18 protein-coding genes are annotated in these 26,606 nt (G+C 38.6%); 11 read left to right on the top strand and 7 right to left on the bottom strand.

Going from position 1 to position 26,606, the window contains the following annotated elements; all coding sequences use genetic code 11:
* Positions 1 to 4 precede the first annotated feature (4 nt).
* Entirely contained in the window at positions 5 to 1,012 is a 1,008-nt protein-coding gene (locus OK18_RS00735) for a T9SS type A sorting domain-containing protein (RefSeq protein WP_082129110.1), read from the bottom strand.
* Between the two features lie 185 nt (positions 1,013 to 1,197).
* On the bottom strand, positions 1,198 to 1,944 hold the full coding sequence (locus OK18_RS00730) for a hypothetical protein (protein ID WP_050020221.1): 747 nt from the start codon (positions 1,942 to 1,944) through the stop codon (positions 1,198 to 1,200).
* Between the two features lie 214 nt (positions 1,945 to 2,158).
* Between OK18_RS00730 and OK18_RS00725 the strand changes: the two genes are divergently transcribed.
* The 3 genes from OK18_RS00725 to OK18_RS00715 all read left to right on the top strand — a co-directional run bounded on the left by OK18_RS00725 (position 2,159) and on the right by OK18_RS00715 (position 5,484).
* Positions 2,159 to 4,078: a sensor histidine kinase gene (locus OK18_RS00725; RefSeq protein WP_053326750.1), complete on the top strand. Its 1,920-nt coding sequence runs from the start codon at positions 2,159 to 2,161 to the stop codon at positions 4,076 to 4,078.
* Positions 4,065 to 4,700 (top strand): response regulator, encoded by a 636-nt coding sequence (locus tag OK18_RS00720; RefSeq protein ID WP_050020225.1) that lies wholly within the window; start codon positions 4,065 to 4,067, stop codon positions 4,698 to 4,700. Before OK18_RS00725 ends, OK18_RS00720 begins: the two co-directional genes overlap by 14 nt.
* A 265-nt stretch (positions 4,701 to 4,965) precedes the next feature.
* The gene (locus OK18_RS00715; RefSeq protein WP_050020227.1) at positions 4,966 to 5,484 is read left to right on the top strand and encodes a HEAT repeat domain-containing protein; all 519 of its coding nucleotides are present in this window, start codon (positions 4,966 to 4,968) and stop codon (positions 5,482 to 5,484) included.
* A gap of 411 nt (positions 5,485 to 5,895) precedes the next feature.
* On the opposite strand, the gene OK18_RS00710 is transcribed toward OK18_RS00715, so the two are convergent.
* The 4 genes from OK18_RS00710 to OK18_RS00695 all read right to left on the bottom strand — a co-directional run bounded on the left by OK18_RS00710 (position 5,896) and on the right by OK18_RS00695 (position 12,607).
* A complete protein-coding gene (locus OK18_RS00710; RefSeq protein ID WP_053326749.1) occupies positions 5,896 to 6,720 on the bottom strand; it encodes a hypothetical protein in 825 nt (274 codons plus the stop codon).
* Positions 6,717 to 8,165, bottom strand: coding sequence for an acyl-CoA dehydrogenase family protein (locus tag OK18_RS00705; protein WP_053326748.1), 1,449 nt, complete (start codon positions 8,163 to 8,165; stop codon positions 6,717 to 6,719). Before OK18_RS00705 ends, OK18_RS00710 begins: the two co-directional genes overlap by 4 nt.
* Positions 8,166 to 9,745: 1,580 nt before the next feature.
* Positions 9,746 to 11,221: an argonaute/piwi family protein gene (locus OK18_RS00700; protein WP_053326747.1), complete on the bottom strand. Its 1,476-nt coding sequence runs from the start codon at positions 11,219 to 11,221 to the stop codon at positions 9,746 to 9,748.
* Positions 11,222 to 11,227: 6 nt separating this feature from the next.
* Entirely contained in the window at positions 11,228 to 12,607 is a 1,380-nt protein-coding gene (locus tag OK18_RS00695; RefSeq protein WP_053326746.1) for an SMEK domain-containing protein, read from the bottom strand.
* A 580-nt stretch (positions 12,608 to 13,187) separates the two neighbouring features.
* On the opposite strand from OK18_RS00695, the gene OK18_RS21015 reads away from it, so the two are divergent.
* On the top strand, positions 13,188 to 13,499 hold the full coding sequence (locus tag OK18_RS21015) for a hypothetical protein (RefSeq protein ID WP_156173191.1): 312 nt from the start codon (positions 13,188 to 13,190) through the stop codon (positions 13,497 to 13,499).
* Between the two features lie 526 nt (positions 13,500 to 14,025).
* On the opposite strand, the gene OK18_RS00685 is transcribed toward OK18_RS21015, so the two are convergent.
* Positions 14,026 to 14,283 (bottom strand): MerR family transcriptional regulator, encoded by a 258-nt coding sequence (locus tag OK18_RS00685; RefSeq protein ID WP_053326744.1) that lies wholly within the window; start codon positions 14,281 to 14,283, stop codon positions 14,026 to 14,028.
* Between the two features lie 184 nt (positions 14,284 to 14,467).
* On the opposite strand from OK18_RS00685, the gene OK18_RS00680 reads away from it, so the two are divergent.
* The 7 genes from OK18_RS00680 to OK18_RS00650 all read left to right on the top strand — a co-directional run bounded on the left by OK18_RS00680 (position 14,468) and on the right by OK18_RS00650 (position 26,585).
* The gene (locus OK18_RS00680) at positions 14,468 to 15,424 is read left to right on the top strand and encodes a hypothetical protein (protein WP_053326743.1); all 957 of its coding nucleotides are present in this window, start codon (positions 14,468 to 14,470) and stop codon (positions 15,422 to 15,424) included.
* A gap of 339 nt (positions 15,425 to 15,763) precedes the next feature.
* A complete protein-coding gene (locus OK18_RS00675; RefSeq protein WP_053329256.1) occupies positions 15,764 to 16,606 on the top strand; it encodes an RteC domain-containing protein in 843 nt (280 codons plus the stop codon).
* Between the two features lie 253 nt (positions 16,607 to 16,859).
* Positions 16,860 to 17,159 carry a helix-turn-helix domain-containing protein gene (locus OK18_RS00670; protein WP_053326742.1) on the top strand — a complete coding sequence of 100 codons (300 nt, stop codon included), beginning with the start codon at positions 16,860 to 16,862 and terminating at the stop codon, positions 17,157 to 17,159.
* Between the two features lie 71 nt (positions 17,160 to 17,230).
* Positions 17,231 to 18,589, top strand: coding sequence for a DUF3945 domain-containing protein (locus OK18_RS00665; RefSeq protein ID WP_053326741.1), 1,359 nt, complete (start codon positions 17,231 to 17,233; stop codon positions 18,587 to 18,589).
* A gap of 10 nt (positions 18,590 to 18,599) precedes the next feature.
* Positions 18,600 to 20,678, top strand: a complete 2,079-nt coding sequence (locus OK18_RS00660) for a type IA DNA topoisomerase (RefSeq protein ID WP_053326740.1) — start codon at positions 18,600 to 18,602, stop codon at positions 20,676 to 20,678.
* A gap of 179 nt (positions 20,679 to 20,857) precedes the next feature.
* Complete coding sequence (locus OK18_RS00655; RefSeq protein ID WP_053326739.1) at positions 20,858 to 21,295, top strand: DUF1896 family protein; 438 nt, start codon at positions 20,858 to 20,860, stop codon at positions 21,293 to 21,295.
* Positions 21,282 to 26,585 (top strand): N-6 DNA methylase, encoded by a 5,304-nt coding sequence (locus OK18_RS00650; protein ID WP_053326738.1) that lies wholly within the window; start codon positions 21,282 to 21,284, stop codon positions 26,583 to 26,585. Before OK18_RS00655 ends, OK18_RS00650 begins: the two co-directional genes overlap by 14 nt.
* The last annotated feature ends 21 nt before the right edge of the window (positions 26,586 to 26,606 follow it).

Below are 26,606 nucleotides of genomic sequence, written 5' to 3'. Positions count from 1 at the left end.
ATTACTACTTTCTGATTATTTTCCTCATTTCAGTTTTTCCATCTTTGAATGTAATTGTAAGAAAATAGATTCCGGAAGGAAATACTGAAATATTTATTTTATCGGTTTTTTTAAATGTAGCAATCTTTTTCCCTTCTGTATCGTTCATTTCTATTTTTGTTACTTTATCTCCATTTTTTATGTTCACATAATCTGAACTGGGATTAGGATAAATATCAACTTTCTTATCGGCTGTCACATCTGCAGTGCCTAATGTAAGTGTATTTTTACCGTAACTAAGAGCACGGCTATAAACCACGGGAAGCCCTGCAATGGCAGTCTCTGAAAAACCGATGGTTAATAAAGCTCCTGCATAATCTGATGAAATCCAGGTATAACCAACGAAGGTTGTATTGGCTGTTGGGCCACCTGCCGTATTACTGGTTATATTTTTTTCCACTTTCACTCTCAATGTATTGGGAAATGTTCCCAGAGCCGTTTTGAGTGTTCCGTAAGCATCTACAGTAACGGTATGTGCTCCCGTCTCTGTCACTGATGCCGGAGTACTGTGCCCTGCCCAAGAATCTGTAAAGGTTTGTAAATAAGTAACCGGGAATTTTAGTTCCAGCGATGGATCGGTATAGGTATAATAAGTAGTTACTCCATTATTTATGGATTTAGTTCCAAGAGTTGAAAGTTCATTATTAGCATACTTGAAATAGGCATAATTTTCCCCCCCGCCTGATGCAACAGATGCAATAATTTTGTTAGCCTGATCGAAATCAGAACAGTTGGTATTACCGGCCGGGCAGTCATATCGTGTCTGTGTAGTTGTGATGGCAGATGTATACTGAGAAAAGTCCCATGAGACATTAGCACCAGATGGTCCGGGAGTTAAACTACCCAATTGCGTGAAATCTACCGCATAATAGGTAAGAGAGCCAGGCTGTACAGCATGGGCAGCTGAAATAACCGGTTGTGCACCCATTTTTGCCATGATAAAAATTAAAAGAGTGAAATATAACTTTCTCATAATGTTTTTGTTTTCATAATTATAGGATTCAATGATCAATGCTTACTTTACAGTTTTGGCTTGCTGTTATATCTTTTCAAATAAATGAACAAAAGCCTCTTGACTAATGAAACATCCATGTGGTACAAATGCACAAACAAGTATAAAAACACTCTGGATATTCCATTTGACTGTTTTCTTTTATATTATTCTGCTTTATTTATTTTCTGTTCCCAAAGAAGATTATCCTTTTTGTCAAAATACTTTATGCCTACAAATTTTAAACTATCTTTATTTTTAAATAAATCGCTATTGGGTTTTCCAAATCCAAGTACAAGTTTCCCATTGGCGTCCTGAAGGATTAAAGCTCGTGTACCGTCAGAGAGTACTGCAGCATGCAAGGCCTCCCTGCCATTGCCTGGATCATCTAAACCCAATGCAACTCCGCTTCTTCCGTCTTCAAATGTGTGAGTACCAAAACCACCCACTTCCATTCCCTTATTGTTATTTAAAAGAATACCTGTAGGTAAAAAAATTCTCCTCCCAACATTCGGGTCTGATAATTGCTCACCGAGTTGCATTACATCTATTCCCTTGTCATTCAGGAACACTATTCCATAAGCAGAATGTCTATATTTTTTATACCATTCCATGTATTTGTTTGGGTCTTTGGGGTAAATGTCGTTTGCAAAATATTTTCTTACTAAACTGGTATCTGTCCTGACTCTATCTACTGAATGCGGTATAGGGGCTCCAATCAATATTCTATCTTTACCATTTTCGTCTTCAATGATAATCCCTTTAGTTCTAATTAAATTAACTTTATAAGCTTCGGTAAATCCTAAGCAGAAAACAGCAATAAATACCAGGCTTACAAACCCTATAAAAAGCTGTTTCATCCTTTTATACCGCTTTTCAATCTCTTTTAATTGTTTTAATATTTCGTTTTCCATTTTTAGTTTTTTTTGTGGCAGATTTATCTTATAACAAAATTATTATTGCATACGAAGACAAGCAATCCCAATAGTTGGCTATTTTTCATATCACTGAAAACAGGGATTTTATAGTTATGTGTATTAATTCTTTTTATCGAAAGTTGTAAACTTGTACATAATAAAAATAATGTTCCGAGCTTTATTACTTATTTTCCTGCTACCGTTGTATAGCATGGCACAGCTGCAGTGGACCGATTCGGGCTACGCCGATAGTTTGCAAAATGTCTTAAACAGCCGCACCACGAATAGTGTAAAAGCGGAAACTAATTATCTGCTTTGCCAGCATTGGTCATACCGCGATACCATAAAGGCCAAACAGTATTTGCAGGCTGGTCAAAAAGCTGCAAAAGGGTCTACATTCTTAACAGCGCTTTATTATTTTTATGAAGGCAGCCTTTATCACAGCCTCAATCCTGAAAAAGCGGCTTTTGATTATTTAAGGTCCGACTCGTTATTGGCCAAAGAAGCCATACCTAAAGCACACTATTTTAGGGCAAAAGCACTATTTAATTATGCCTTGCTTTATGAGGACAAAGACAATACAGGTGCTGCTGTGGATATTGTTTTGAACAAGGTTATACCCATAGCAAAAAAAGCTGGAGATCCGACATTGCTTGGAGAGAACTATATGTATGCCGGGCAGTTTTTTCAAGGTGCAGGACAGCATAAAGTAGCGTCACAGTATTATATGCAGGCAATACAACAACTGAAAACTACTTATAAAAAGTCGATTCTCTTCAGAGTGTATGTATATGCCGCCCAAAATTACTGCCAACTGAAAAGAATGAACGATACACAGGCAACGCTTGAAAAGGCAAAAGAACTTCTTCCGTTTTTTACCAATACGAAAATGCTGGCAGAATACTACGAGGTGGAAGCCCTATATCTATGGAAAGGAGAAAAACAATTTTTGCGAGCTCACCAAAGCCTTGACACAGGAATGGCAATAGCAAAAAAACTGGATGAAGAATATATCTATAACAGCCTGCTATTTTCAAAATACAATCTATATATGGCCGAGGGTAAAAATAGTCAAGCCATCCAAGTATTACACATGCTAGCAAAGTCTGCGTTATACCTGCTTAAAGCAGAAAACAGGAAATCTGTTTATAATGGCCTTGCTCAAAACTATGCCGCCATTAACAACATGACACAGGCTTATCGATGGCAAAAGAAATATGCTGAAACAAGTGATAGTCTTGCTGAGAATAGATTGACCAAAAATATTAATGAACTGGAAATAAAATACCGGACGACAGAAAACCAAAAGCGCATATTTGCTTTGGAAGCAGAAAAAAAACAGGCGATCCTTGCCAATAAAAATAACCGGCTTACTAATGGGTTACTTACCGCAGGTTGCTTTTTACTTGTTTGTATTGCAGCCTACTCTATAATACTGTATCGTAAAAACAAAAAAATTTCGGTACAACAACTAAAAGATATTCGACAGCAACAGGAAATAAAGCTATCTCAGGCTATGTTACAATTGCAAGAAGAGGAGCGGAGTCGTATAGCGCGTGATTTACACGATGGCGTAGGCAGCATGCTTGCAGGGATTAAAATAAATCTTTCGGGCATTGCTGCCAAAGTAGATAAACCCTATATCCAGTGCATCAATGATACGATGCGTCAGTTGGACAATTCGGTAACGGAACTACGCCGTATTGCCCACAATTTGGTGCCGGATATATTACTACGCTACGGATTGGAAGAGGCTTTACAAGAATTGGCCGAAACCCTTATCTCTCCAAAGACCTCCATTGATTTGCAGTGCCTCAATATAAAGACAGATATAGCTATTGGCATTCAACTTTCCATCTACCGAATTATACAGGAGCTGCTCTCCAACGCCGTTAAGCACGCTGACGCTAGCAACATACTGGTGCAATGTAGTCAGAACGAGCATATTTTTATGATTGCAGTGGAAGATGATGGAAAAGGACTTGATACCGAAGATACAGGTGCCCACAGGGGTATTGGTATTTCTAATATTAAAAACAGAGTGGCATACCTGAACGGCACCGTCAGCTACTCTCGTGGAAAAAACCGAACAGGAACCATTGTAAATATTGAACTGTATGTTACAGCATAAAATAAAAATAGCATTAGTGGATGATCATCCGATGGTGGCAGAAGGCTTGGGCAAGGTATTGTCATCGGTGGAAAACATAGAAATTACAGGCTGCTTTTTTGATGGACACAGCCTGCTTCGGTTTTTAAGGCATACTGCCGTAGATATGGTGCTACAGGATATTACGCTGCCAGATATAGACGGCATTGTGCTTTGCAAAACTATAAAACATAACTCTCCTAAAACGATCGTGCTGGCCTTTAGTCATCACCACAACCGTAAAATTATTATGGATATGCTCAACAACGGCGCTAACGGTTACCTGCTCAAAAATGCCTCTTTGGAAGAACTGATAAATTGTATTGATGCCGCACTACGGGGAGAAATAGTATTTAGCCGGGACGTGAAGGAAATTATTGCCTCGCCACAATTGTCAAGTGATCAGAAATCCATACGCCTTACCAACCGGGAAAAAGAAGTACTGGGCCTGATTGCTGCCGGTAAAACGACCATGCAAATGGCGGATCAATTATTCATAAGCAAATTTACGATAGAAAGCCACCGCAAAAACCTGCTGCAAAAATTTGAAGCCAAAAACGTTGCCGAATTAATAAGGATAGCTGCGGATAAAGGGTTTTTGTAATGGATATATGCCGCCATTTTTCATCCAAATTGTTTTCCTGTTTATTTCCGGTGTTTTATAATTAATCGAATGGAAAACTTAATGAAGGGAGTTAGCATTACAGTTATTAAGGACTTTAAAATTCGCTGGGTAAACTGTTTATGAATAGAACAAAATGACCAGTTTTTCTTAATAGTTCAAATCGAAATATTTACCATAAATTTGTTTGGACCATGAATAGGGTTCAACTAAGAAGCATACAGATTAAATTTATAACAAATTTTATATGACAATAGAAGAAGTGTTTCAGGATAAAACCATTAAGGCAAAAGGCAAGGTATCAATCATTGGAGATTGGTTGATTAATAAGGAATTGCCTGTTGATGAATTGATTGTATATGCCGAAAAACAAAAAGCAATCGATAAAGCCACATGCATAGAAGCGTTGGAATATGCAACGAAGAAAAATCCAGAAATTGCTGATGAAAATACCTTTTTATACGTGACTCAATCACTTAAGAATGATGAACCACGTATAAAATGGGAAAGTGCAAAAGTAATCGGAAATGTGGCGAAATTATTTCCGGATGAACTGACAAAAGCCATTAAAAACCTGCTTCCAAACGCAGAAAGTACGGGAACTGTGGTTCGTTGGGCAACTGCTTATGCACTTGCTGAAATATTAAAGCTTAAAACGGACAATAATAAAACACTGCTTTCAAAAATCGAAAAGCTTTCAGAAAAGGAAGAAGATAACGGAGTAAAGAAAAAGTACTTGGATGCTTTGAAAAAAGTAAACAAATAAAATTTCTACTTACAGGCCATGACTGGTAATTTGAAGGAGTCCTGTGATCTGTGCAAATTGATCTAAATGAAGAATCAGGTTTCAAATTTCAGGTTATGTTTGGTGAAAACTCTCAACAGTGAACTATAAATAACGATTCTAATTATACCTTGTTAATTAGACATTTAAAAAAATTGTGAGTGGGCTGTTCTTCTCACCATTCTCTATGATGATGACAGAAACAGGAATAATCGATAATCCGAAGGATACTTCTATATACAAATAAATGAGGCCGTCTCACAGCTCGTGAAAACGGCCTTTTTTGTGAAATTTTCATGTATCCCTGTACGAGAAAGGTTTTTGTTTAAACGATTCTCAACCCATATTATCTAGTTGTGATACACTTTCATTGTTATACGATAAGAATTAGAACTAGCTGGTTGCTAATAATTCTATTGTAAGTAAACAATGTGGGATGTGGCTATCATCTTTGATAAAAATCTCATTGATAAACTGGTAGGTGTTTTTTGAACTTTGGATGATAGATACTTTTACGGAACAGGAGATATCGATTGGGATCGCTTTTGATACGGTGATATCAATATTTTCTACACGCAGTATTTCCATCTGGTGTTTGTTTAGCCATTCAATATTTCCTTTGAGGATGCATTTATACAGGTATGCTACCGCAACCAGTGGATAGTCAGGGAAATGACCTAGACAATGTTCATAAGAGAAGGGAGTTACTTCCATTGTGAAAGTGCGGTTATGCTCCGAATCGAATACTTTAATCCCAGGCAGGCTATCTAAGGCGGTTGCCGATGCATTGGCAGTTTTTTTGAAGGAGGCAAAGCGGGTTTCAAAAAAAGGTGCCGGAAGTATATAAAAAGTATGGTTGAAACTATATAATAACTGATCATTTTCATCAACAATTTCAGCTAGTGCAGAACCTGCGCGGTCGGAAGCGATATGAGAACGGATATGCATGGTTAAGTTTGAGGCATCCTCCATCATGCCATAGCGGATTGTCCGGATCTTATCGCCAAGTAAGTATTTTCCGCGTACCTCTGGAAATAACCTGGCCAGGTTGTATTGGCCGAAACATGCCGAAATCCTGATCAGTTCGCCCATTTCGGATAGCATATACTCATTACCGGAACCCAAGGGAATGGACAGTACTTCTCCTGAAATGGAAAATGGTGTTGCTTCGGGTTCAAAAAAAGGGGGCGTCATAAGCGTTAAAATGTCTTTGATCATAGTATAGATTTTGAAATTTGTTTAGAAATAGACCGTTCACTTAAAGTCATTTTAATTTCATTGACACAGTAAAGTAATGCGGATGAAATTTTTTCTTGATCTACTTGATTGGATGGACTATAGGCTTTAAGTGCGGTAATGGCAAATATTCTAGTAAGAATTTTTCCTGATAGGACAAGTTCCAGGTTACCAGAAGGACAATAATTCAGTTCATTTCTTAGATCCTCAAGATGTATGGCTGCGGCATGTGTATATCCTGACTCGTTAATCAATGTCCAAAAACTTTTATTTTTTTCTACTTCTGTTTTGTGCAGAAACTCCTTTGCTAGATAAAGTGAGAGTACATCATTAGGAAAAGATAGCATCACGAATGCCTGCGCATCATCCGCTGCTATTGCTGCGATATTGTTGTCAGCAGCATATCGGTAGCCATTGGCGCCACAGATGGTTTGGTAGTGCATGGCTCCGGTGAGCATTGCATCCGATGCCATAACTTTTATGCACTGTGCCGGAAATATCTCTCTTTTTCCTTTGGGATAAGTCGAGAAAGAATTGAGGACATAATTGAAAAGTGCTTCACAAATGGTCCTGCATGCAGCAATATTGCCCAGCCTATAACGCACAAAATCAATATCCTTTAAGTGGCCGTCTGGGGATGCTCTCGAAGAAACATACTTTTCAGATTCCTCATATATCCTGGAAAGAAATCCTTTTCCAAGGGATGCAAACTGCTGCCATGTTGGGATGACCAGCTGGTAAATTTGAGGAATTCCTGTGCCAGAGAGATTCAATCTCCGATATTCGGGAATGAAAACATCCAGCTTGTTAGCACCAAAATCAATTTGATGAAGACCTTTAGAGGCATAGGTTTCGACAGTACGGAATCCTCCTTCCTGGTTCTTATGAATATAGAAGCCAAAAGCTCCCGCTGCAACGGGCTGATCTTTATTTTTTGCTGTTATTAACCACCAGTCCGCATGTCTGCTAAAACACTGCCAGTGCTTGCTGCCCCTTATCCTGAATCCGCCATCTACTTTTTCAGCGACAGTCTGCATAAGACTCAATCCAGATCCTGCTTTGGGTTCGATTATAGCTATTCCTCCCTGGCCGTTATTATTCAAAAGGTCATGTATGACTTCATTTTTTAGATCCTGGGAGCCATATTCGATCACATTGTCCGCGAAAAGTAACGTCGACACAATAAGTGACATGGCAAGCCCCAGATTGTGATATGCAGCTCTGTTTATCATCATAGTCAGATCTGCTTTACTTTCCAGACCATTATGGCTTTTTGGGATAACAGGAAGGTAAATGCCGGCTGTTACCAGCTTGTTCCATTGGTCTTTTGAGATACTTTCCTTTTGATGATGAACATAATCAAATAAATGGAAATGGGAACAGATTTTTTCGACGTTGTCGTGTGATTTGAGCGTAAATTGTTGCATTATATTTTTTTTGGTAGTTGTATTATTTTCACCGTATCGTAGTTAGCTTGCACGCAATTTGAAGCTTAATATACAGCCTATTGAAAAAGAATAATTTTTAATAGGTTTTATGGTATTTGTCTTTATATGGTGAATTATTTGGTAAAAGTATAAAACCGGTCTATAAAAAAAATTATCATATATCATGTTTTAAATAAATTATTTTCAATATTTTTTTAGATTTATATAATAAAATATATTTATAAAACAATATGTTAAAAATTTTTAATATTATAATGATGTTGATTTGAAAATTCAATAATTCAAATTGAAAAATTGCTGGACTTAGGTTGTGTAATAGTAGAACGGTATCTTTCGGTCAGGGTAGGAGATAGCTGATAATACGCCAGGGTGGAGGAGTAAAAATTACCGGCCCTGGTAAGAACTACTGGTAAAAGCTTGTCTTGCCCAATTCTGACAGGTTCAGTACTTGCAATAGGATTATATAATAGCTAATCGAGGGTTTTCAGTTCAAAATAGTGCTCAGCAGTAGTAGGGCAGGAAGGAACAAAATTTGTGGTCCTGAATGGAATCGCCCATTGGTAGTTTGTACGCTTTTTTTGCGTAATCATAGTTGCATTTAAGGGGTGATAAAGATATAAATGCATTAGGATAAGTGAAGTTATCTCCGTGATAAAAAATGTTATGAATCGGTTTTGGGAGACAAATGGAGGATAAAACAGACCAAAACAAACCAATTTTTGCTAAATTACAATCAAAAACATATTTTAGCTGTTTGGATTGTTTTGGTTTACTCCGTTTTAATATTTATTTCCCGATACAAAAAGTGAATAATCTTGATAAACAAGAGCTTAAGTCACAATAAGGGGTAAATAGGGTTTGAACTTTTTCCAACTATTAATAACTATTACAAAGTTACAAATATTTTGAAAACAAACCAATCATGGTGACTAAATGGATAATAATTCACTCTTCTTCATAGTATTAAAATCTTTCATCTTTATTTGAGGGCCAAGTTTGTTAAAAAGGGTTAACAATGTGGTAGAACGTATTGAAATATATGCTCTTAAAAAAATATTTCCAATTATTTCTTTCTTTGAAATCCACTTGTTGCAGGCGAGTCCTAGAGATTCTTGCTATTCCTTCACTATCTTTCCTATAATATCTCCAATTAAATATTCAGATATCAATAAATTTCTTTTTCACCTGTTATTTTGTTGACATAAAATTAATAATCTCTTGTATCGATATCTGAATATTTATTATGGATAGAGTTTTGGGCCAATTTCGCCAATGCACTGTCCCCTGAATTTATAAAACTTCCAGAAAGCCTTTTATCAGATCATTTTGGAACTAACTGTGTGATTTATTTTAGGTGCGAAGCCTTTCTCCTTGTAGATTTTTTGTGTGGATCTTTAAGTTATTTTTGATTGGAGCTGTATTATCACCACATTCTATTTTTGTTTTTTCACCATCGATGATAATGCCCAACGTTGCTGTTTTTAGCACTAACTGGCCGAATGATATTTCAATTTCGGCAACCGAACCACTGTAAAAGCAGTCAATTCCTGAATGAAATTTTACATATAAAAACTATATTTCAGTTGCGGCTGCTCGTCAGGTTCTAAGTATTTCAAAATATCTCCCACTTTTCTGCTACATTCAATTGTTATTGGATATTTTCTGTCAAATTGTGTATTATTCCAATTCATTTTAGTTAGTCCAAGGATTTCTCTACATATAACTTCTGGAGATTCATCATGAGAGAAAAGCCTTATAAGTAAAGGGTCGGGGATATATGATCCAGGGTAAGTTTCAAAATAGTTTACAAAACCCCTTGTGTATAAAATATAATTTTTAGTATCTATTGTGCACATAGTCCCTCTTAACGGTGGGTAAATATTATCTCGAAAAAGTCTTAAAGGTGATGACATGATCGTCACCAAATCGACAGAATTAATTTTATGTTTGGAAGTTGCTCGCCTGAATCCATCTATTTCGCTTTGACTAAAGTTTGACGATTTATGGATTACAAGTCTTTGCGGGAAAATTTTTAAAGCTTCATAGTATTCACCTAAAGCTGTATCCATTAGTTCAAATGCTTGTTCTTCGGACAGATGTGGTTCACGATCTCCTTTTTTCAGTTCTACTTCAGCACCGCGTAAGATTACACCTTTACCATGTTCGTTAAAAATCTGCGTTACGCTGGTCTGAATTGTTTGTTTATCACGACTTCGGTAAAAGCTTATACCTGCATAACAAATAATATCGGCAGTCTCTTTTTTAAGAGCCCATGGTGTACCGGAAGCTTTGTAGTAAATTGCCGTAAAAAAGTTCCATGCGATTGTTGCTGGGTCTTGCATATCTCTAGAAGGATTTGCGATTTTATCCCGCATTATCTGAATCGGAACCCCAAATTTCATTGCTCTAGCTTTTAATAGACGACGAAAATTGTACTCTTTTTTATTAATTTCACCATCCGAATAAAAGTCGTCATCTGCAGTTTCAGATAGGTCTTCTTCATTTAAATCAGCCTCATCAATTATACTTTTTGAAGAACCCTTTTTCTTGTTGCCAGAAGTTAAAAAGATTGATGTCAGTTTGTCATCGAGAATACAAAGTATAACATCTGGTTTTTTGTTTTTGGTTAAAAACTTAATCTCAGTCAAATAGAGGTGAACAATCTTCTCTATAACAGCATCTATATCCTGCGAATTCTTTATTATTTCTTCAACATCTGAATTATTAAGTTTCCTTAAATAGCTTTGGTCATATGCAATTTCAGAGTGAAATGCAAGGTCTCTATTGAAGCCAGGGAAGTCTGGGAAAAGATTTCTGAGATTTTGTTTATTATTCTTTATAGACTTCTTTGCAGTTTGCAGCCAGCTTGCGATATTGTCAATACTTTCACTTTTTCCAATAAAGCCAAGGGTTATTTTTTCCGGACGAACATTATCAAAATCATAAGGAGACATTCCTGCAATACCTCTTTTGGGACAAATAGACTCTCCTAGCCCAAATTCAAGAGTTGGTTCTTCTAATAATTTTACTTTCATAATCGATTACTTTGTATATGTTAAAGGAAGTGCTGGAGGCAATTCAAATTGGATTGTATTATATTCAGCTTCGTCCTCCATTGTATTAATCAGGCAATAGCTAATAAATCTAAAAACATTGTAGATACTTTTGTTCGACTCCAGTCTCTTTATTCCAGGTAGGAGTTCTTTTTCTAAGTTGCTCTTTTCATAACCATTCCATGTGTAACTCCATGTGGGATTTATAGAAAGATAAAAGATGTCATCGAACAAATATATATTTGTTTGAAATGCAATGTGTTTAAAACATAAAATCCTTGTGTGATCTTTATTCCATACCTCATCAACCGCTGCTCTAGTAGCTTGCTTTTTTAATTTCCATGTAATTTTCCTCGGCATCGGCGTTGGGGAGGTAAAAGCGAACCTAAAATATTCTTCTTTCTCTATCCATCGAATATGTTTATTATATAACTTTTGGTTTATACAAGCCTTTAATAACCCAATAAATGAGTTTTTATAATTTTCATTTATACTTATAAATTCATCTACAGTGAGCCGCTCCACTGTTCCTGTATCTATAATCTTCTGAAGAGGATTTTTCCCATTATTTAGATCTGAGAATGTGATAAGTTTGTTTTCAACAAAATACCAGTCTCCGCTAAATTTAACTTCAGCAAAAACCAAAGCTTTCATAATAACTTTGCGTTGAGACGCATTATTTTTAAGCTTATAAGTAGTTTGCCAGGACCTCGTGATAATATCCTGTCTGTCAATATCAAGGTCGGCAATATAAACATAATCAGGGGTATTTATTTTAACCAAGTTAGGATAAATTTCCTCAGTTATGATCTCTTCTATTTTTTCTGCTAATTTCTTCCTTGAATCAATTTTTTCATCGGTAAATTGCTCAGCAAGCAGGTCAGAAATAGATTTTATTTTTGTTGCTTGAATAATTGAGTCTACCATAAGCATAATATTGCTATAATCGATAATATGCTTAGCGGGGTCAAAGATCAGTTTACCTTCTAATATGTCATCAAAAATATCTTTTTTGTAAGAACTTTTCTTTTCTGTGATAACATATACATAGACAAAATCTACATCGTTGTGAATGTTATGCTCAACTACTTTTTTTAACGTATTCTTAATCTTTGCATTATCATTAGAAGACGTAATCTGGAATGCAACACGATTATCAGCGTCAATAAGGTCAATCCCCGGATAGTTTTTTTTGCTTTTGTTTGCATTTTCTAAATTAAGACCAAAAAGTTCGTTTAGTAGTGGAATCAGAACATTTTCAGCATGGAGATTAATATCATATAAACTTGCAGAATTTAGTATCTCTACTTCACTTTTAAATCTGCTTAAAGACTGGGCAATACTGTTAATAAGTTGGCTTCTGTTCATTCTATAAATTTAGTACTTAATTTCGATTTAACAATTATGGGATTCCACCATTACTAATCTGTTTCTTTTTGTGTTGGTGTTTTGGTCATAATTCGACGCATTCAAGTAATAAACAGACCCTTTTGAAATACTGCCATTCTGAGCATTGCTAAGATTATCTATCTTCTTAAGGTAATGGAGTAAACAATTTCAATCTATTCTGTGCTACTGGAAAATGTGAGTCGAGTGTAATGAAGATGCTTAAAAATTCATTACCTTTATTGAAATATGTCCTAAAGGATTATCCGTGCAATCAGTCAGACAGCATAATCATAAAATAAAGGAACCGCGGGTTCTGGGTAGTTCTTTTATAGGCTTGATACTTCCAATGTCTGTTGTATATTTATTTTTAGCCATAGGTTTTGTGTTTTTTATAAGCTATGCAATAGTTTCTTTTAAATTGTTGCAGCCCCATATGCAAGCATTACAGCTATTGCTCAGAGCAAAGGGCACTCTATTGATGATCATGATATCTGCACCTTTAATAGCTGTATTCTTTTTGGTTATGTGTTATTTGTATAAGATTATACTAAGAAAACAAATGATACAGGTAGAATGGTCAGCACAGCAGCTTTCAGCTTCTGTAGGAAACAAAAACTACGTGTTTAAAAAAAATGAAGTTAAAACGTCGGTGTTTTTCGTCAACGGACTCAATCATTTTACCAAGTGGCTATTAATAACAATAAAAGGGGGAAAGCGTTATTTCCTATTAAGTCAGGATTATAAAAATTCTGATTATCAGGAGTTCATTAATTCATATGTGAAATACTTTGATATAGATATTAAAAAATGCAAAGATAAAATTGGTTCAACACGAAGTATTTTAATCCAAAGAATATACGATCATTCGTAAATTCTTATTGGAATTACAAACTGATTATTGCATCGAGAATAATAATTTAAAAATCTCATACTATTCGACAATACATTGTATAGGTTTGTTATTGATCAATGGGCTTAACCCAATTATCTGCCCACCAATAATAAATCCATAATATAAGAGCAGATAAATTTCTCCATCTCTGATTTGTCCTATTTGAGATTAAATAAACGAAAAAGGATAGAAAAAGCTACGGTCTATTCGAAATGATTTAGACTCTTATTTCAATACTTCAACAATACTTCGATAGCCCGGATGATACGAGGCTGTATATTTAATATAGCTATATGTCTGTGATTCCTTGAAATATTTGTGGTAGGTGGGCGCAGTATGTATATGCGACATTTGCATAAGTTTGCTTCTGCTCACCCTAATAAGGTTGTTTTCGTTTTAGCGATAAGCAAGTCTAACTATGGCCAGCAGAAGACTAAGATGTCACACAGTTAGACGGTCATCGGTACAAATCTTGTCAAGATATTCGATACCCGTTCCTGCAAAGTTACTTTTCATCACTAAATAATTTCATAAGGTCGGTTTTATTGTAATAATATGATCCCATGATTTTTTTATACCGGATTTTTCCTGCAATTCTTATATTTTGTACTGTGGCAGGAGAGATATCCATAAGTTTTCTAATTGCCTTACTTCGAAACCACTCAAATTCAGGTGAACTTCCTTTCCTATTGAGGATCTGCTCTATATCAAAAAGCAGTCTTGTTCGTAAAGCCTCAAGGTCATTTTTTGTTAATTGTTCCATTGTTTTAATATTTTTTGCGTAATGGAAATTCCAAATGATTTTTAGTGTGATAGAAAAGTACTTCTGTATTCACCTTCTGTCCAAAGGCTGTAAACAGGTAGTGCTGCAAAAGTGTGTTTTAATGCTGCCCACCTTCTAAGTATCATAGAAAAAAAGGCTTAATTTTAGACCAAAAGAACATGTTATGTTGGATACAGAATATATCGAAATAATCCTGAAAGGAAAGGAGGGACTGGAATTTCAAAAGTATAGTGAAAATTTTCTGCGGAAAAAGTACGGTGGAGATTTTCAGGAAGTAGGATCAAAGGGACGTAGAGGCGATGGTGGAAAAGACGGCTATGTTCGTAGGACTCGAGAGTACTTCGCAATTTCTTCCCGTGGAACAGCTTTACCGGATAAGATTAGAAGCGATTTTGAGAACTGCATTAAGAAGAACCTGCATGTTGAAAAATTTATTTTTGTCAGTAACCAAAAGATTGGTCCCGCGGAATGCGATGTGATAGATGAGTTACAAAGAGGGTATCCGGACATAAAAATAGAGACGATGAGCCATCGACATATAGCTAAAGAACTAATTTCTTATCCGAAAAGAGACGTTTTGGCAATCTTAGGAAGGCCGGTGAACTATTTGGAAGAAGATACAGTTTATTTTGCGGAGGATCCGCAAAAGAGCATCTGCTTTACCCTCTGGGAATCTATAAAGGATTCTTCACCGTTATATGCCGTATGGGCAGCTCTAGTATTTCTTTTCGTTGGCAGTACTTTATATTTCATGAGCGAATTTGCTATGATGATTACTTTTCTAATAATAGTTGGCTTATTACTTCTCTATATGCGCTATAATTCTGCCAGCTTAAAACGATATAAGTTTGCGCATCAGATTATTTACTTAATATTAAGTGGTCGGTTACATGTTGGTCAAGAAGTGATCTTAAATGAAAACCTACATTTAACCATTTACTGGCAATCCGGCTGGACTTTCACAATTAAACGCAGGGCAGCTAATTGTATTAAGAGAGGGTGTAATGGAAAGGTATATTTGTATAAGACAGAGCACAACACTATGATTGGCAGATGCGAAAGAGACCAATCTAATCATACATATAATGTAGATAACAATTTTTACGGTGAACTGAATTAAGGAATAACCATCATAAAAAGTAGTATATATGTGCGCCAATTGCAATCAGCTTTTCTTTTTACAAGGCTAACAGACAACTTTAAAACACCTATAGTTAATAAAATGTCATCGAGTTATTTGTAAGACACGGTAATAGTTCTAATTTTTAATGATTGAAATATTCAAATTTCAAAATCACACGGACGAATATCGAATAGTGGGATGCGATAATGAAATGAGTTCATAATCAATAATTAAGAAATAAATTATGATGTATTTTTGAGTGTTTATCTCAAAGTCATGGGATATATTTTTAAAGTAAAAGACTGTGTGAGGTTTATTCACTTTAAAACAAACATCATGAAACAATTATATAAGAACATCCTTGGATTTATAGAAAAAGAAGAAAAAAATTTGTCCGCAAAAAGAAAAATAGAATTAGAAGACGCTTACCATATGGTCGTCTTTCTTCGACATTTATTGACCGATTTAAAATCTGAAGTTTTGTCGACAGGTTTTGAAAACAAGCAGGAAGAGATTACGTTCTTTAAATCGATCAAACCAGAAGTACTGGGGAAATTGATTTATTATAATAAAATTGTTCGCATAGAATCATTTCGTCCATGTAGCAGTGAAATGCTGTCGAGATATTATACAGATCAAATCAAATGTTTGAAAAAAGAGTATAAGAAACATATCGGCAATACTGATTTTTACCGGTACCACAGGTCAGGGCGGACGGACAAAGATGATCTCTTTTTTAGGCGGGGAAACATCAATTTTTTTGATGGAGTAAATAGCTTCATTTTTGAGGCGGATCCTGCGTTTTCTACCTTTTATGATTATAAGACAGCAAGAATTATCGCATTTGATTTAATTCATAGCTATCTTTTGTGCTGTCTTGAGCCGGAGAGGAGCAATCCTATTTTTGACGAAAAGGTTGCTTCAAAAAAAGTATTTTCATGGACGCATTCCAAGAATGCCCTTATCGAATTAATCTACGCACTTCATGTTTCGGGCAGCTTGTCACATGGACGTGGAAGTATAAAAAAAACCGGCAGAGTTTTCGAAGAATTATTTGAGATAAGTCTTGGCGATATACACCATGCATTCCACCAAATGAAATTCCGTGCCGGTGAAAAAGCTAGTTTTTTACTTTACCTTAAAGATTCCCTAGAAAAATACATGGAAAGAGATCTTTAGTAGATTAGTAATTTCGGTCAGGGGTAATACATAGGTGTTATCCCTTTTTTTCTGCCAGGCTTTACCAAGTTTCTACCAAGTTTTCGCAAATTTTTCGACCATTTAATGACTATATTATAAGTTTTTGTAGCCATATTCTGCTAAAAAAATTGTGTTTTTTTTTCGTTTTCCTTGGTAGAACCTTCTGCTGCCTTGTACGATTTTCCCGTAAAACAAGATCAATTTTGGCTCTGTAAACCAAACAGAAAATGCTATGAATATTGAAAGACGTGAATTTTTAGCCTGGATGGAACGCATCATGAAACGTTTTGACGTCCTTGCCGGTGATCTTGAAAACAGGGAAAAGAAAAGATTAAGCATCGACGGTGAAGAGCTGTTGGATAACCAGGATGTTCTGCAGCTGTTAAAAATTACCTACCGCTGTCTACAACGCTACCGTACCATCGGTAAGATCAAATATTTTACGATCAGCGGCAAAATCTACTACAAGAGTTCTGACATCCATCAGTTTATCCGTGACAGTTATCACGGGGGAAAATATACGCCTAAGTAGGACAGGAGTGGATATCCATAAAACCTGCCAAGTCACATTCTATAGATTCGATAAACATAAAACTTTTTCTTATGAGCGGACAAAATATTAAAGAGAATCAGGATCTGGCGCTGGAACCACTTTCAGATATCCTGCTTGTTCTCGACAAAAAGAAAAACCGCATTGAAGCGGTTAAGGGCGTTGATGATTCCGGAAACCTGAGTACGACGGAACCGAAAAAATCAAATCTTCTTGAATTTATGCGCATTGACAAGGGAGATCCGGCTGGGAATTTTTTTTCCAATTTCCTGCGGAGGTTAAAAGATCCGTTATCCTTCCGTTTTTTCAACTCGCCTATCAAGAATATGGATGAGATTGTACGAAAGCTTCAGGCGGCCATTGATCATCCGACACCGGAAGGCAATAAGCTGCTTGAAGCACTCGAAGTAAAATATGACCAAAAAAAATCAAAACAGAATAATATGGAAACAACGCAGCCAACCACAAATGATTCAAAACCTACTTATCGTTACAAGGTCGATGATATTGACTGGGGATCATTGGAAAAACTCAACCTAAGCCGGGAACTTTTGGAAAAGAACGGCCAATTAGACAAATTGTTAAGAGGCTATAAATCGGATGGGATTTACAGAATTGAAGGGAATTTCGATGGTGTAGTCATGAAGGGCGATGCACGGCTCTCTCTAAGGAATGCGCAGGGAAAGGTCGTGGTAATGGCACATGGGGTACGACACGAGCCTGATCTTAAGAATCAATTTTATGGACATACTTTTTCCATGGAAGACCGGGAGAATCTGTTGAAATCCGGAAACATGGGACGGGTTGCAGAGCTAACTAATTATTCTGACGGTTCGAAAGTTAAAGCATTGATCAGTATCGATAAGATGACCAATGAGGTGGTATCATTTCCCGTTGAACTGATCAAGATCAACGATAAATTTGGCGGGGTTAAATTAACCAAAGAACAAAAAAATGAGCTTCTGGAGGGTAAAGCGGTTCTCATTGAAGGTATGACCAATACGAAAACAGGGGAAATTTTTAATCAGCATCTTCAATACAGCGCGGATCTTAAAAAGCTGGTTTTTGTTGGGCAAAGCGAGAGACAGCAGCAGGTTCAGGACCAGGGAATTCCGGATACATTCAGGGGTAAAGTTTTGGACGAGAAGGAAAAGGATCTATTAAAAGATGGCGAAGTCATCTATGTGAAAGATATTGTAAACAAAGAAGGTACAAAACAGTATTCCGGCTATGTCTGGTATAATAAAGAAGCCGGAAAGCTGGATTTCGATTTTGATCATCCCAAGCAGGAAAAATCCCAGAAGATGGAGGAGAAGCAGGAGGTTAGCCAGAAGCAAGGGGCAACATCTAAGAATGCCGTTACCAATGGAGCGACAAAAAAGGAAAGCACCCGTAAACAAAAATTGCATTAAACCTTGAGTCATGAAAGCAATAATTGCAGAAAAACCGTCCGTTGCCTATGAACTTGCCCGGATTGTGGGAGCGATCGAAAGGCGTGACGGCTATTGTGAAGGTGGTGGGTTTCTGGTAACCTGGGCTTATGGCCACCTTGTGGGTTTGGCAATGCCGGAAGACTATGGGATAAGGGGATTCAGCAGGGAATCCCTGCCCATAATTCCTCAGCACTTCCTGCTCGTAGGAAGAAAGGTGAAAACAAAGAACAGTTATATTCCCGATGAAGGCGCCAGACGGCAACTGGAAGTGATTAAGTGCGTATTTAACCAATGTAACCGTATTATTGTCGCTACGGATGCGGGAAGAGAGGGCGAGGTGATCTTTCGTTATATTTATGAATACCTGGAATGTGATAAGCCATTTGACCGGCTATGGATCAGCAGCCTCACCGAGAAGGCGATTATTGCAGGACTTGACAACCTTAGGGACGGTAGTGAATTCAATGGTTTGTATGAAGCGGGCAGAAGCCGTTCACAGTCCGACTGGTTGGTCGGTATTAACGCCACACAGGCTCTTACGGTAGCGATGGGCGATGGTTTATATTCGCTCGGCAGAGTGCAGACTCCAACCCTAGCAATGATTTGCAAACGCTATCTTGACCATACTGCATTTCAGATCAAAGATTATTTCCAGATTGAACTTAGCCATCTTAAGGACGGTCTGGTTTTCAAAAGCCTGTCCGTTGACAAGTGGGAAGATTCATCTAGGGCTGAATCCGTCCTGCGGTCGATTGAACGTTCTGGCACATCAGAAGTTATAGGGGTGGAAACCAAATCGGCACCAGTGCAAGCCCCACTACTTTTTGACCTTACTGGGCTACAAAAAGAAGCCAACCGAAAACTAGGCTTCACCGCGGAAAGAACACTGGATATTGCGCAGAAACTCTATGAAAGGAAATTTATTACATATCCAAGAACGGGTTCAAAATATGTTCCCGAAGATGTGTGGTTGACAGTTCTCGCATTGATTATTTCTTTGAGTTCGAGAACATCCTGTAAAGAAGCCGTGGAGTATTTAAAATGGGAACGGTATAACAAACATATCGTGAACGATGTAAAAGTGACCGATCATCATGGCATTCTCATCACGGAAAATATACCCACAACCTTGGATAAAGATGAGGATGCTCTTTATGACATGATTGCCAGGCGGCTTCTGGAAGCAGTTTCACCAGCCTGCCAGCGCGAGATTACGGAGGTGAAAATTTCCGCTTTGCATTTTGATTTTATAGCAAAGGCAATCCGGATCACTATGCCGGGCTGGAAACTCATTAACGGTAATTTTGAAGAGGAAGACGAAGATCTCACGAATGATTTTCCGGATCTGAGAGAGGGAATGCCCCTAAAAATAGAGAGCTCGATCATCCTTGCAAAAAAAACAAAACCCCCTGCCCTCTACACCGAAGCCGATCTGCTTACCGCGATGGAAAATGTGGGCAACAGCATGGACACCGAAAAAGAGCGGAAAGTGCTAAAGAATATCGGTATTGGTACGCCAGCCACCCGGGCCGCGGTCATAGAAACTCTTTTTGACCGGGAATATATCAGGAGGGTGAAAAAAACAATTGTTCCCACAGAGAAGGGGATGGTTGTGTATAATACTGTAAAAAATAAGCGGATCGCTGATGCGGCAATGACCGCTCAGTGGGAGATGGCCTTCGAAAAGATCGAACTGCAGGAAGCGGAAGCGGGGTCTTTCCTTTTGGAGCTAAACACGATGGTGGCGGAGATTACCACCGAGCTGCTGCAGGAAAAAGGACCAGCTTTGCAGCCTGTTAATCTGCACTGTCCGAAATGCAGGGATAAAGTTTTTATTCGGGAAAAGGTCATAAAATGCAGCAATGATGGCTGTGGGTGGTTTCTTTTCCGAACGATCTGCGGAGTACAGCTGACCTATAAGGACGTGGAAGTTCTGCTGACAAAGAAGCGGTCTCCTTTGATCAAAAATATGAAGGGACGTAATGAGAAATCATTCAATGCCTATATTTTGTTAGATCCGTCCGGTTCAACCACATTTGAGTTTGAACGGACAAAGAACCGAAGATAAAGATAGTTCATGATGTGATTTGGTTAGTCGAGCCCGGGGCCATTTTTTGGTTCCGGGTTTCTTTTTTAGATATGTGGGGAAAGCTCCGGCAAGCTTAGGAAACTATAGGCTCTAAAGCCATTTCTGCTGCCAGTCCTATTTAGGTTTACCGCTATAAAAAATCTCAAAATTATAGCGATATGAACAGACATACACAAGACTTTTCCTACTACAAGGCTAAACTTCAGGAGCACATTGAGGCCAGTTTTCCGGAAAGATCAGGCGACAAGAGATTTATCGAACAGCGTGCGAAGTGGGCGGCAAACGCGTATGAGGGCGCATTTAGATCGGGTAACGCTATCCATAAATGTGATGAAATCGCTGACTATATTCTTTTTGAGAATCTCCATTTCTCCAGATTCGATTCCATCGTTGAGGTACTGAACTATGAATTTTCCGATGTTTTTGACGAACTGGATTACCGGGATTTTGCCCTGAAGATACTGGCAGAATGTGATGCAGTGTTTGGGCAGTATGAGCTCACAGATGATTTTGCCTATAAGACAGATTACGATCTGCTCTATACGGAGCTGACGGGTTTCATCTCATTGTGGCTAGAAAAAAATGGCATTCGATAAGAAGCTGCATCTTAAGCGGAATATTGATGCCATCAAAGCTGCTTTCAGGATTGAAAAGGAAGGAAGAACAGCCACATCGGATGAAATAAACCTTTTGCACCAGTTCTCGGGGTTTGGAGGATTAAAATTCATTCTGAATCCCGACGACATCAACCAATGGCGGTCTTCTGACAGCGGTTACTTCCCATTAACCCAGGAACTATTCGGAACCATCAGGGATAATGCTGAAAACGATTCAGTATATCGGCAATATGTGTCCTCCCTGAAAGGATCGATACTTGATGCCTTCTTTACGCCATTGGTTATTTCGGAGAGTATAGCCGCTGTAATAAAAAACACGGGTATTCAGATTGACCGTATGCTTGAACCTTCTGCCGGTGTCGGTGCATTCATTAGGCCTTTTATTGGGGACAATGATGTTCACATTACCGCTTATGAGCAGGATCTGATTACTGGAAAAATTTTAAAGCAGTTGTACGGTGGTCAGGTTGATGTACGTATAGAAGGATTTGAGAACATAAGTAAGCATGAAAGTGAATATGATCTTATTGTTGGCAACATTCCATTCGGAACAACTTCGATTTTTGACCTGAGCTACTCCAAAGGAAAAGATGCGGCCCGCAAATTTGCCGCGCAGAGTATTCATAACTATTTTTTTCTCAAAGCCAGCGATAAACTGCGGGAGGGAGGACTCCTGGCATTTATTACCACGCAGGGTATTTTGAATAGTCCGTCCAACCAGATCATAAGGGAAGAGTTGATGCGGGAACATCGACTGGTTTCCGCTGTACGACTACCCCATAATCTTTTTGATGAAAATGGAACTTCGGTTGGAACCGACCTGATCATTTTGCAGAAAGACAGTAGCAGGCGCTCCATATCCCAGCGCGCCAAAGACTTTGTGGGTGCCGTCCCCACACCGGCCGGTGAAAATCGCAATATGCTTTTTTATAACCCCAACAACATCCTATTTACAAGTTCGAGAGAGGGGACTGACCAATATGGGAAGCCGGGGACCATTTATCTGCACGATGGCGGAGCAGGAGGAATTTCTGCTGATTTAACCAAGAAACTCAGTTCTGACTTTGCCAGTTATTTTGATCGGCGGTTGTACGGGATGCATAGGCGTAAAAAGTATATACCAAAAAACCTTGTAGGAATCAGCGAGCATCCTGCGGCACCAGAAGTTCAGGAACAGCAGTTAAAGAATGGAAGCCATCAGCTCAGTCTATTTTCAGAAGCAGAATTAGCAGCGCTCACTCCTAAAAAGCAAATACAAAAGCGGAGGGTTGCAAAAAGTACAGTTCAGCAACCAGAACAGCTTTCCCTTTTCGATAAACAAGGGACAAATTCCGATCAGATTCGACACGCCATAACTATCAGTAGAAAAGAAGAGAAAACAAGACCCACATCGAAAAAGATCGGGAGCAGGGAAAGTGTGGGTTCGCTTTTTCGTGATTTAATAGATGACATTCCATCGCCTGACGAGCCGAAGATATTCGACAAAGAAATAAAGGACTTCTACCGTGATAATACCTTGGTCGAGTTTGATTACAAAATAGGTAAGATCAAATGGAACGGTAATGAAGGAAAGTTCCTTTTCTATCCGATCGCAGTTTCCGATAAGGACAGTGAAAGAATTTCCGCTTATATCCGTTTAAGGGACTGTTATCATGATCTGTACACTTTTGAAGCTAATGTCCAAGAGAAACATCATGAAAATAGACAGTTACTTAATACGATCTATGATGATTTTATAAAAAAGTTCGGAAATCTCAACGCAGCCGATAACATCCGCTTTATTAAGCTTGATTCTAGTGGAAATGCTGTGCCTTCGCTCGAACGTGTGGTTGGTGGCATCATCCATAAATCTGATATTTTTGATCATCCCGTTGCATTTAGCACTGTCGAGGTGAACGTCAATAGTCCTTTGGAAGCTCTTTCGGCCTCCCTGAATCAGTATGGTAAGGTGGATCTCGGCTATATGTGCCGTATCAGCGGATGTACAGAAAGTGTTCTAAAAGAAAATTTAAAAGGCCGATTATATTACAACCCATTGACAGGGGAGATTGAGGTGTCGCAAAAATTTCTGTCCGGAAATGTAGTTGAAAAGGCAAGGAAGCTGCAGGAATACATTTTAGCATATCCCGAAGACCATGAGGCGAAAGTAAGTCTCAATGCCCTTGAAGACGCACGGCCAGAAAAGATAAAATTTGAACAGCTGGACTTTAACCTGGGGGAGCGGTGGATAGGAACCGACGTATATAAAAAATTTGCCAGCTCCCTCTTCGATACGGACGTTTCTATTTTCTATTCAGAAAGCAGTGATGATTTTTCAATTAGTGCGAAGGCAAGCACCATCAAGATTACTGACAAATATGCTATTAAATCAGAAAGCCGCACATTTGACGGTCTGAATCTGCTTCGCCACGCGCTTGTTAATACCACACCGGAGATTACTAAAACGGAATACCTGGCGGACGGCAAACCGATCAAAGTTAAGGACATGGAAGCCATTCAGATGGCAAACGGGAAGATCGACGAAATCCGGCATGAATTCACGGAATGGCTCTACCAGCAGGATGAGCAATTTAAAAGTGCACTCACTGATCGTTACAATGAATTATTTAACTGTCATGTGAGGCCTCATTTTGATGGGAGCCATCAGACCTTTCCAGGCTTAGACCGGAGAGCTCTCGGGATCGAGGATCTTTACGGCAGTCAGAAAGATGCTGTCTGGATGCTAAAGAGTAACGGTGGCGGCATATGTGACCATGAGGTCGGTGCGGGTAAAACACTGATCATGTGTACAGCTGCCCAAGAAATGAAAAGGCTGGGCCTTGTCCATAAACCGATGATCATTGCACTCAAAGCAAATGTGCATGAAATTGCGGAGACCTATCGGAAAGCCTATCCTTTCGCTAAAATCCTTTATCCGGGGAAAAAGGATTTCACACCACAAAAGCGGATTAAGATCTTTGGCGACATCAAGAATAATGACTGGGACTGTGTGATCCTTACCCATGATCAGTTCGGTATGATTCCGCAGTCAGACGAATTGCAGAGAGAGATTCTGCAGGCGGAGCTAAATACCGTAGAAGAAAACCTTGATGTATTAAGACGGCAGGGCAAAGATGTATCCGGTGCGATGTTAAAGGGCGTTGAGATCAGAAGGAAGAATCTCAATGTCCGGTTAAAAACCCTGGAACACGATATTGAGAATCGCAAGGACGATGTTGTTGATTTTAAAATGATGGGTATAGACCATCTTTTCATCGATGAAAGTCATAAATTCAAAAATCTGATGTTCAACACGCGGCATGAGCGTGTAGCTGGTCTGGGAAATGTACAGGGTAGTCAAAAGGCACTAAACCTTCTTTTTGCCATACGTACTATACAGCAGCGGAGCGGAAAGGACCTTGGGGCAACCTTTTTGAGTGGGACAACGATATCGAACTCATTAACCGAATTATATTGTCTTTTTAAATATTTAAGACCGTTGGCTCTGCAGCGGCAGGGAATAACCTGTTTTGATGCCTGGGCTGCAATATTTGCCCGTAAATCCATTGATTATGAGTTTTCCGTTGCAAACAATATTGTTCAGAAAGAGCGTTTCCGACATTTTATCAAGGTTCCGGAGCTGGCACAGTTCTATGCAGAGATCACAGATTACCGTAGGGCAGAAGATATCGGTATAGACCGTCCCGCAAAAAATGAAGTTCTTTACCATATTCCACCGACACAGGATCAGGAGATTTTTATCAAAAAACTAATGGAGTTTGCAAAATCCGGCGATGCGACATTGCTCGGCAGACCACCACTTTCACCGACCGAGCAGAAAGCCAAAATGCTAATTGCTACGGACTATGCCCGGAAGATGTCGCTTGACATGCGGCTTATTTCGCCAAGATACCAGGATGATCCCGGAAATAAAGCTTCCGTTGTGGCAGCAAATCTTGCCAAGTATTATCAGAATTATAATGCCCAAAAGGGGACGCAGTTTGTATTTTCTGACTTGGGGACCTACAAAAGCGGAGAATGGAATATCTATTCAGAGATTAAACGTAAGCTTGTCGAGGATCACGGCATCCCTGCTGAGGAGATCCGCTTTATTCAGGAGGCCAAAAATGAAGATCAACGCAAAGCACTGATTCAAGCGACGAATGAAGGTAAAATAAGAATCTTATTTGGGTCAACAGAGATGTTGGGAACAGGCGTGAACGCCCAGAAAAGAGCAGTTGCAGTTCACCACTTAGACATTCCGTGGCGCCCATCCGATCTAGAGCAGCGTGATGGCCGTGCGGTTAGAAAAGGTAACGAAATCGCTAAATTCTTTGCAGGGAATAAAGTTGACGTGTTTATTTATGCCGTGGAAAAATCTCTGGATGCTTATAAATTCAACACGCTGGCGAATAAGCAACGATTTATCGGCCAACTAAAGAGTAATAGCCTGAGTGTACGAAGTATTGATGAAGGGGGCATGGATGAGGTGTCGGGTATGAATTTCGCAGAATATGTAGCACTGTTATCAGGTAATACAGATCTACTGGAAAAAGCCAAGATTGAAAAGAAGATCTCCACTTTAGAAAGTGAAAAGCATGCCTATATCTGGTCAAAATCGAGTTCTTTATCCAAGCTTGAAGCACTGGAGGACGAATTTAAAAACAGAAAAAACCGTCTGGAGAGGTTGCAAACGGACTGTAAAAATTTCCAAAGCCGCTTACAGCGCGCAAAAGATGGAAGTATTCTCAATCCAGTACTACTGGACGGACTTTCAAAAGACGCTGGAATAAAAGAAATCGGAGCAAAACTAAACAAGCTTGCTGTTGTTTCTGCAACGGGAGGCGAGTATGAAGAGGTCGGATCTTTGTATGGTTTTCAGATTCTGGTCAAGACAGAACTGCGAGAAAAGGACAATGTTATACAGCGCGAAAACCGTTTCTTTATCTGTGGGGAAGGAAACCTAAAATACACGCATAACAATGGAATTATTGCTACTGATGCAGAGCGCGCCACCCTCAATTTTTTAAATGCCTTGCAGAAATTGCCTGGAATCATCGCTGATGAAGAAAAAAAATGTAAAGAAATTGAAAACGATCAGATTGTTTTACGGGAAATTGTGGACGGGGAATGGAAGAAAGATAAACAGCTTTCGGACTTAAAAACCGAACTGGCCGCTGTGGAGAGAAATATTCAGATTTCCCTTAGAGAAAACGATGACCATATTGATTCCAGTGCGGAGCAGAGCCACATAAAAAACACCATGGGAACAACCAAACAGCGGCTTTAGCTTCGCAGAAGTTTTCACTTA

It is taken from the genome of Chryseobacterium gallinarum (genome assembly GCF_001021975.1).
Classification (GTDB): domain Bacteria; phylum Bacteroidota; class Bacteroidia; order Flavobacteriales; family Weeksellaceae; genus Chryseobacterium; species Chryseobacterium gallinarum.
This window is presented reverse-complemented; position numbering and strand designations above follow the sequence as displayed.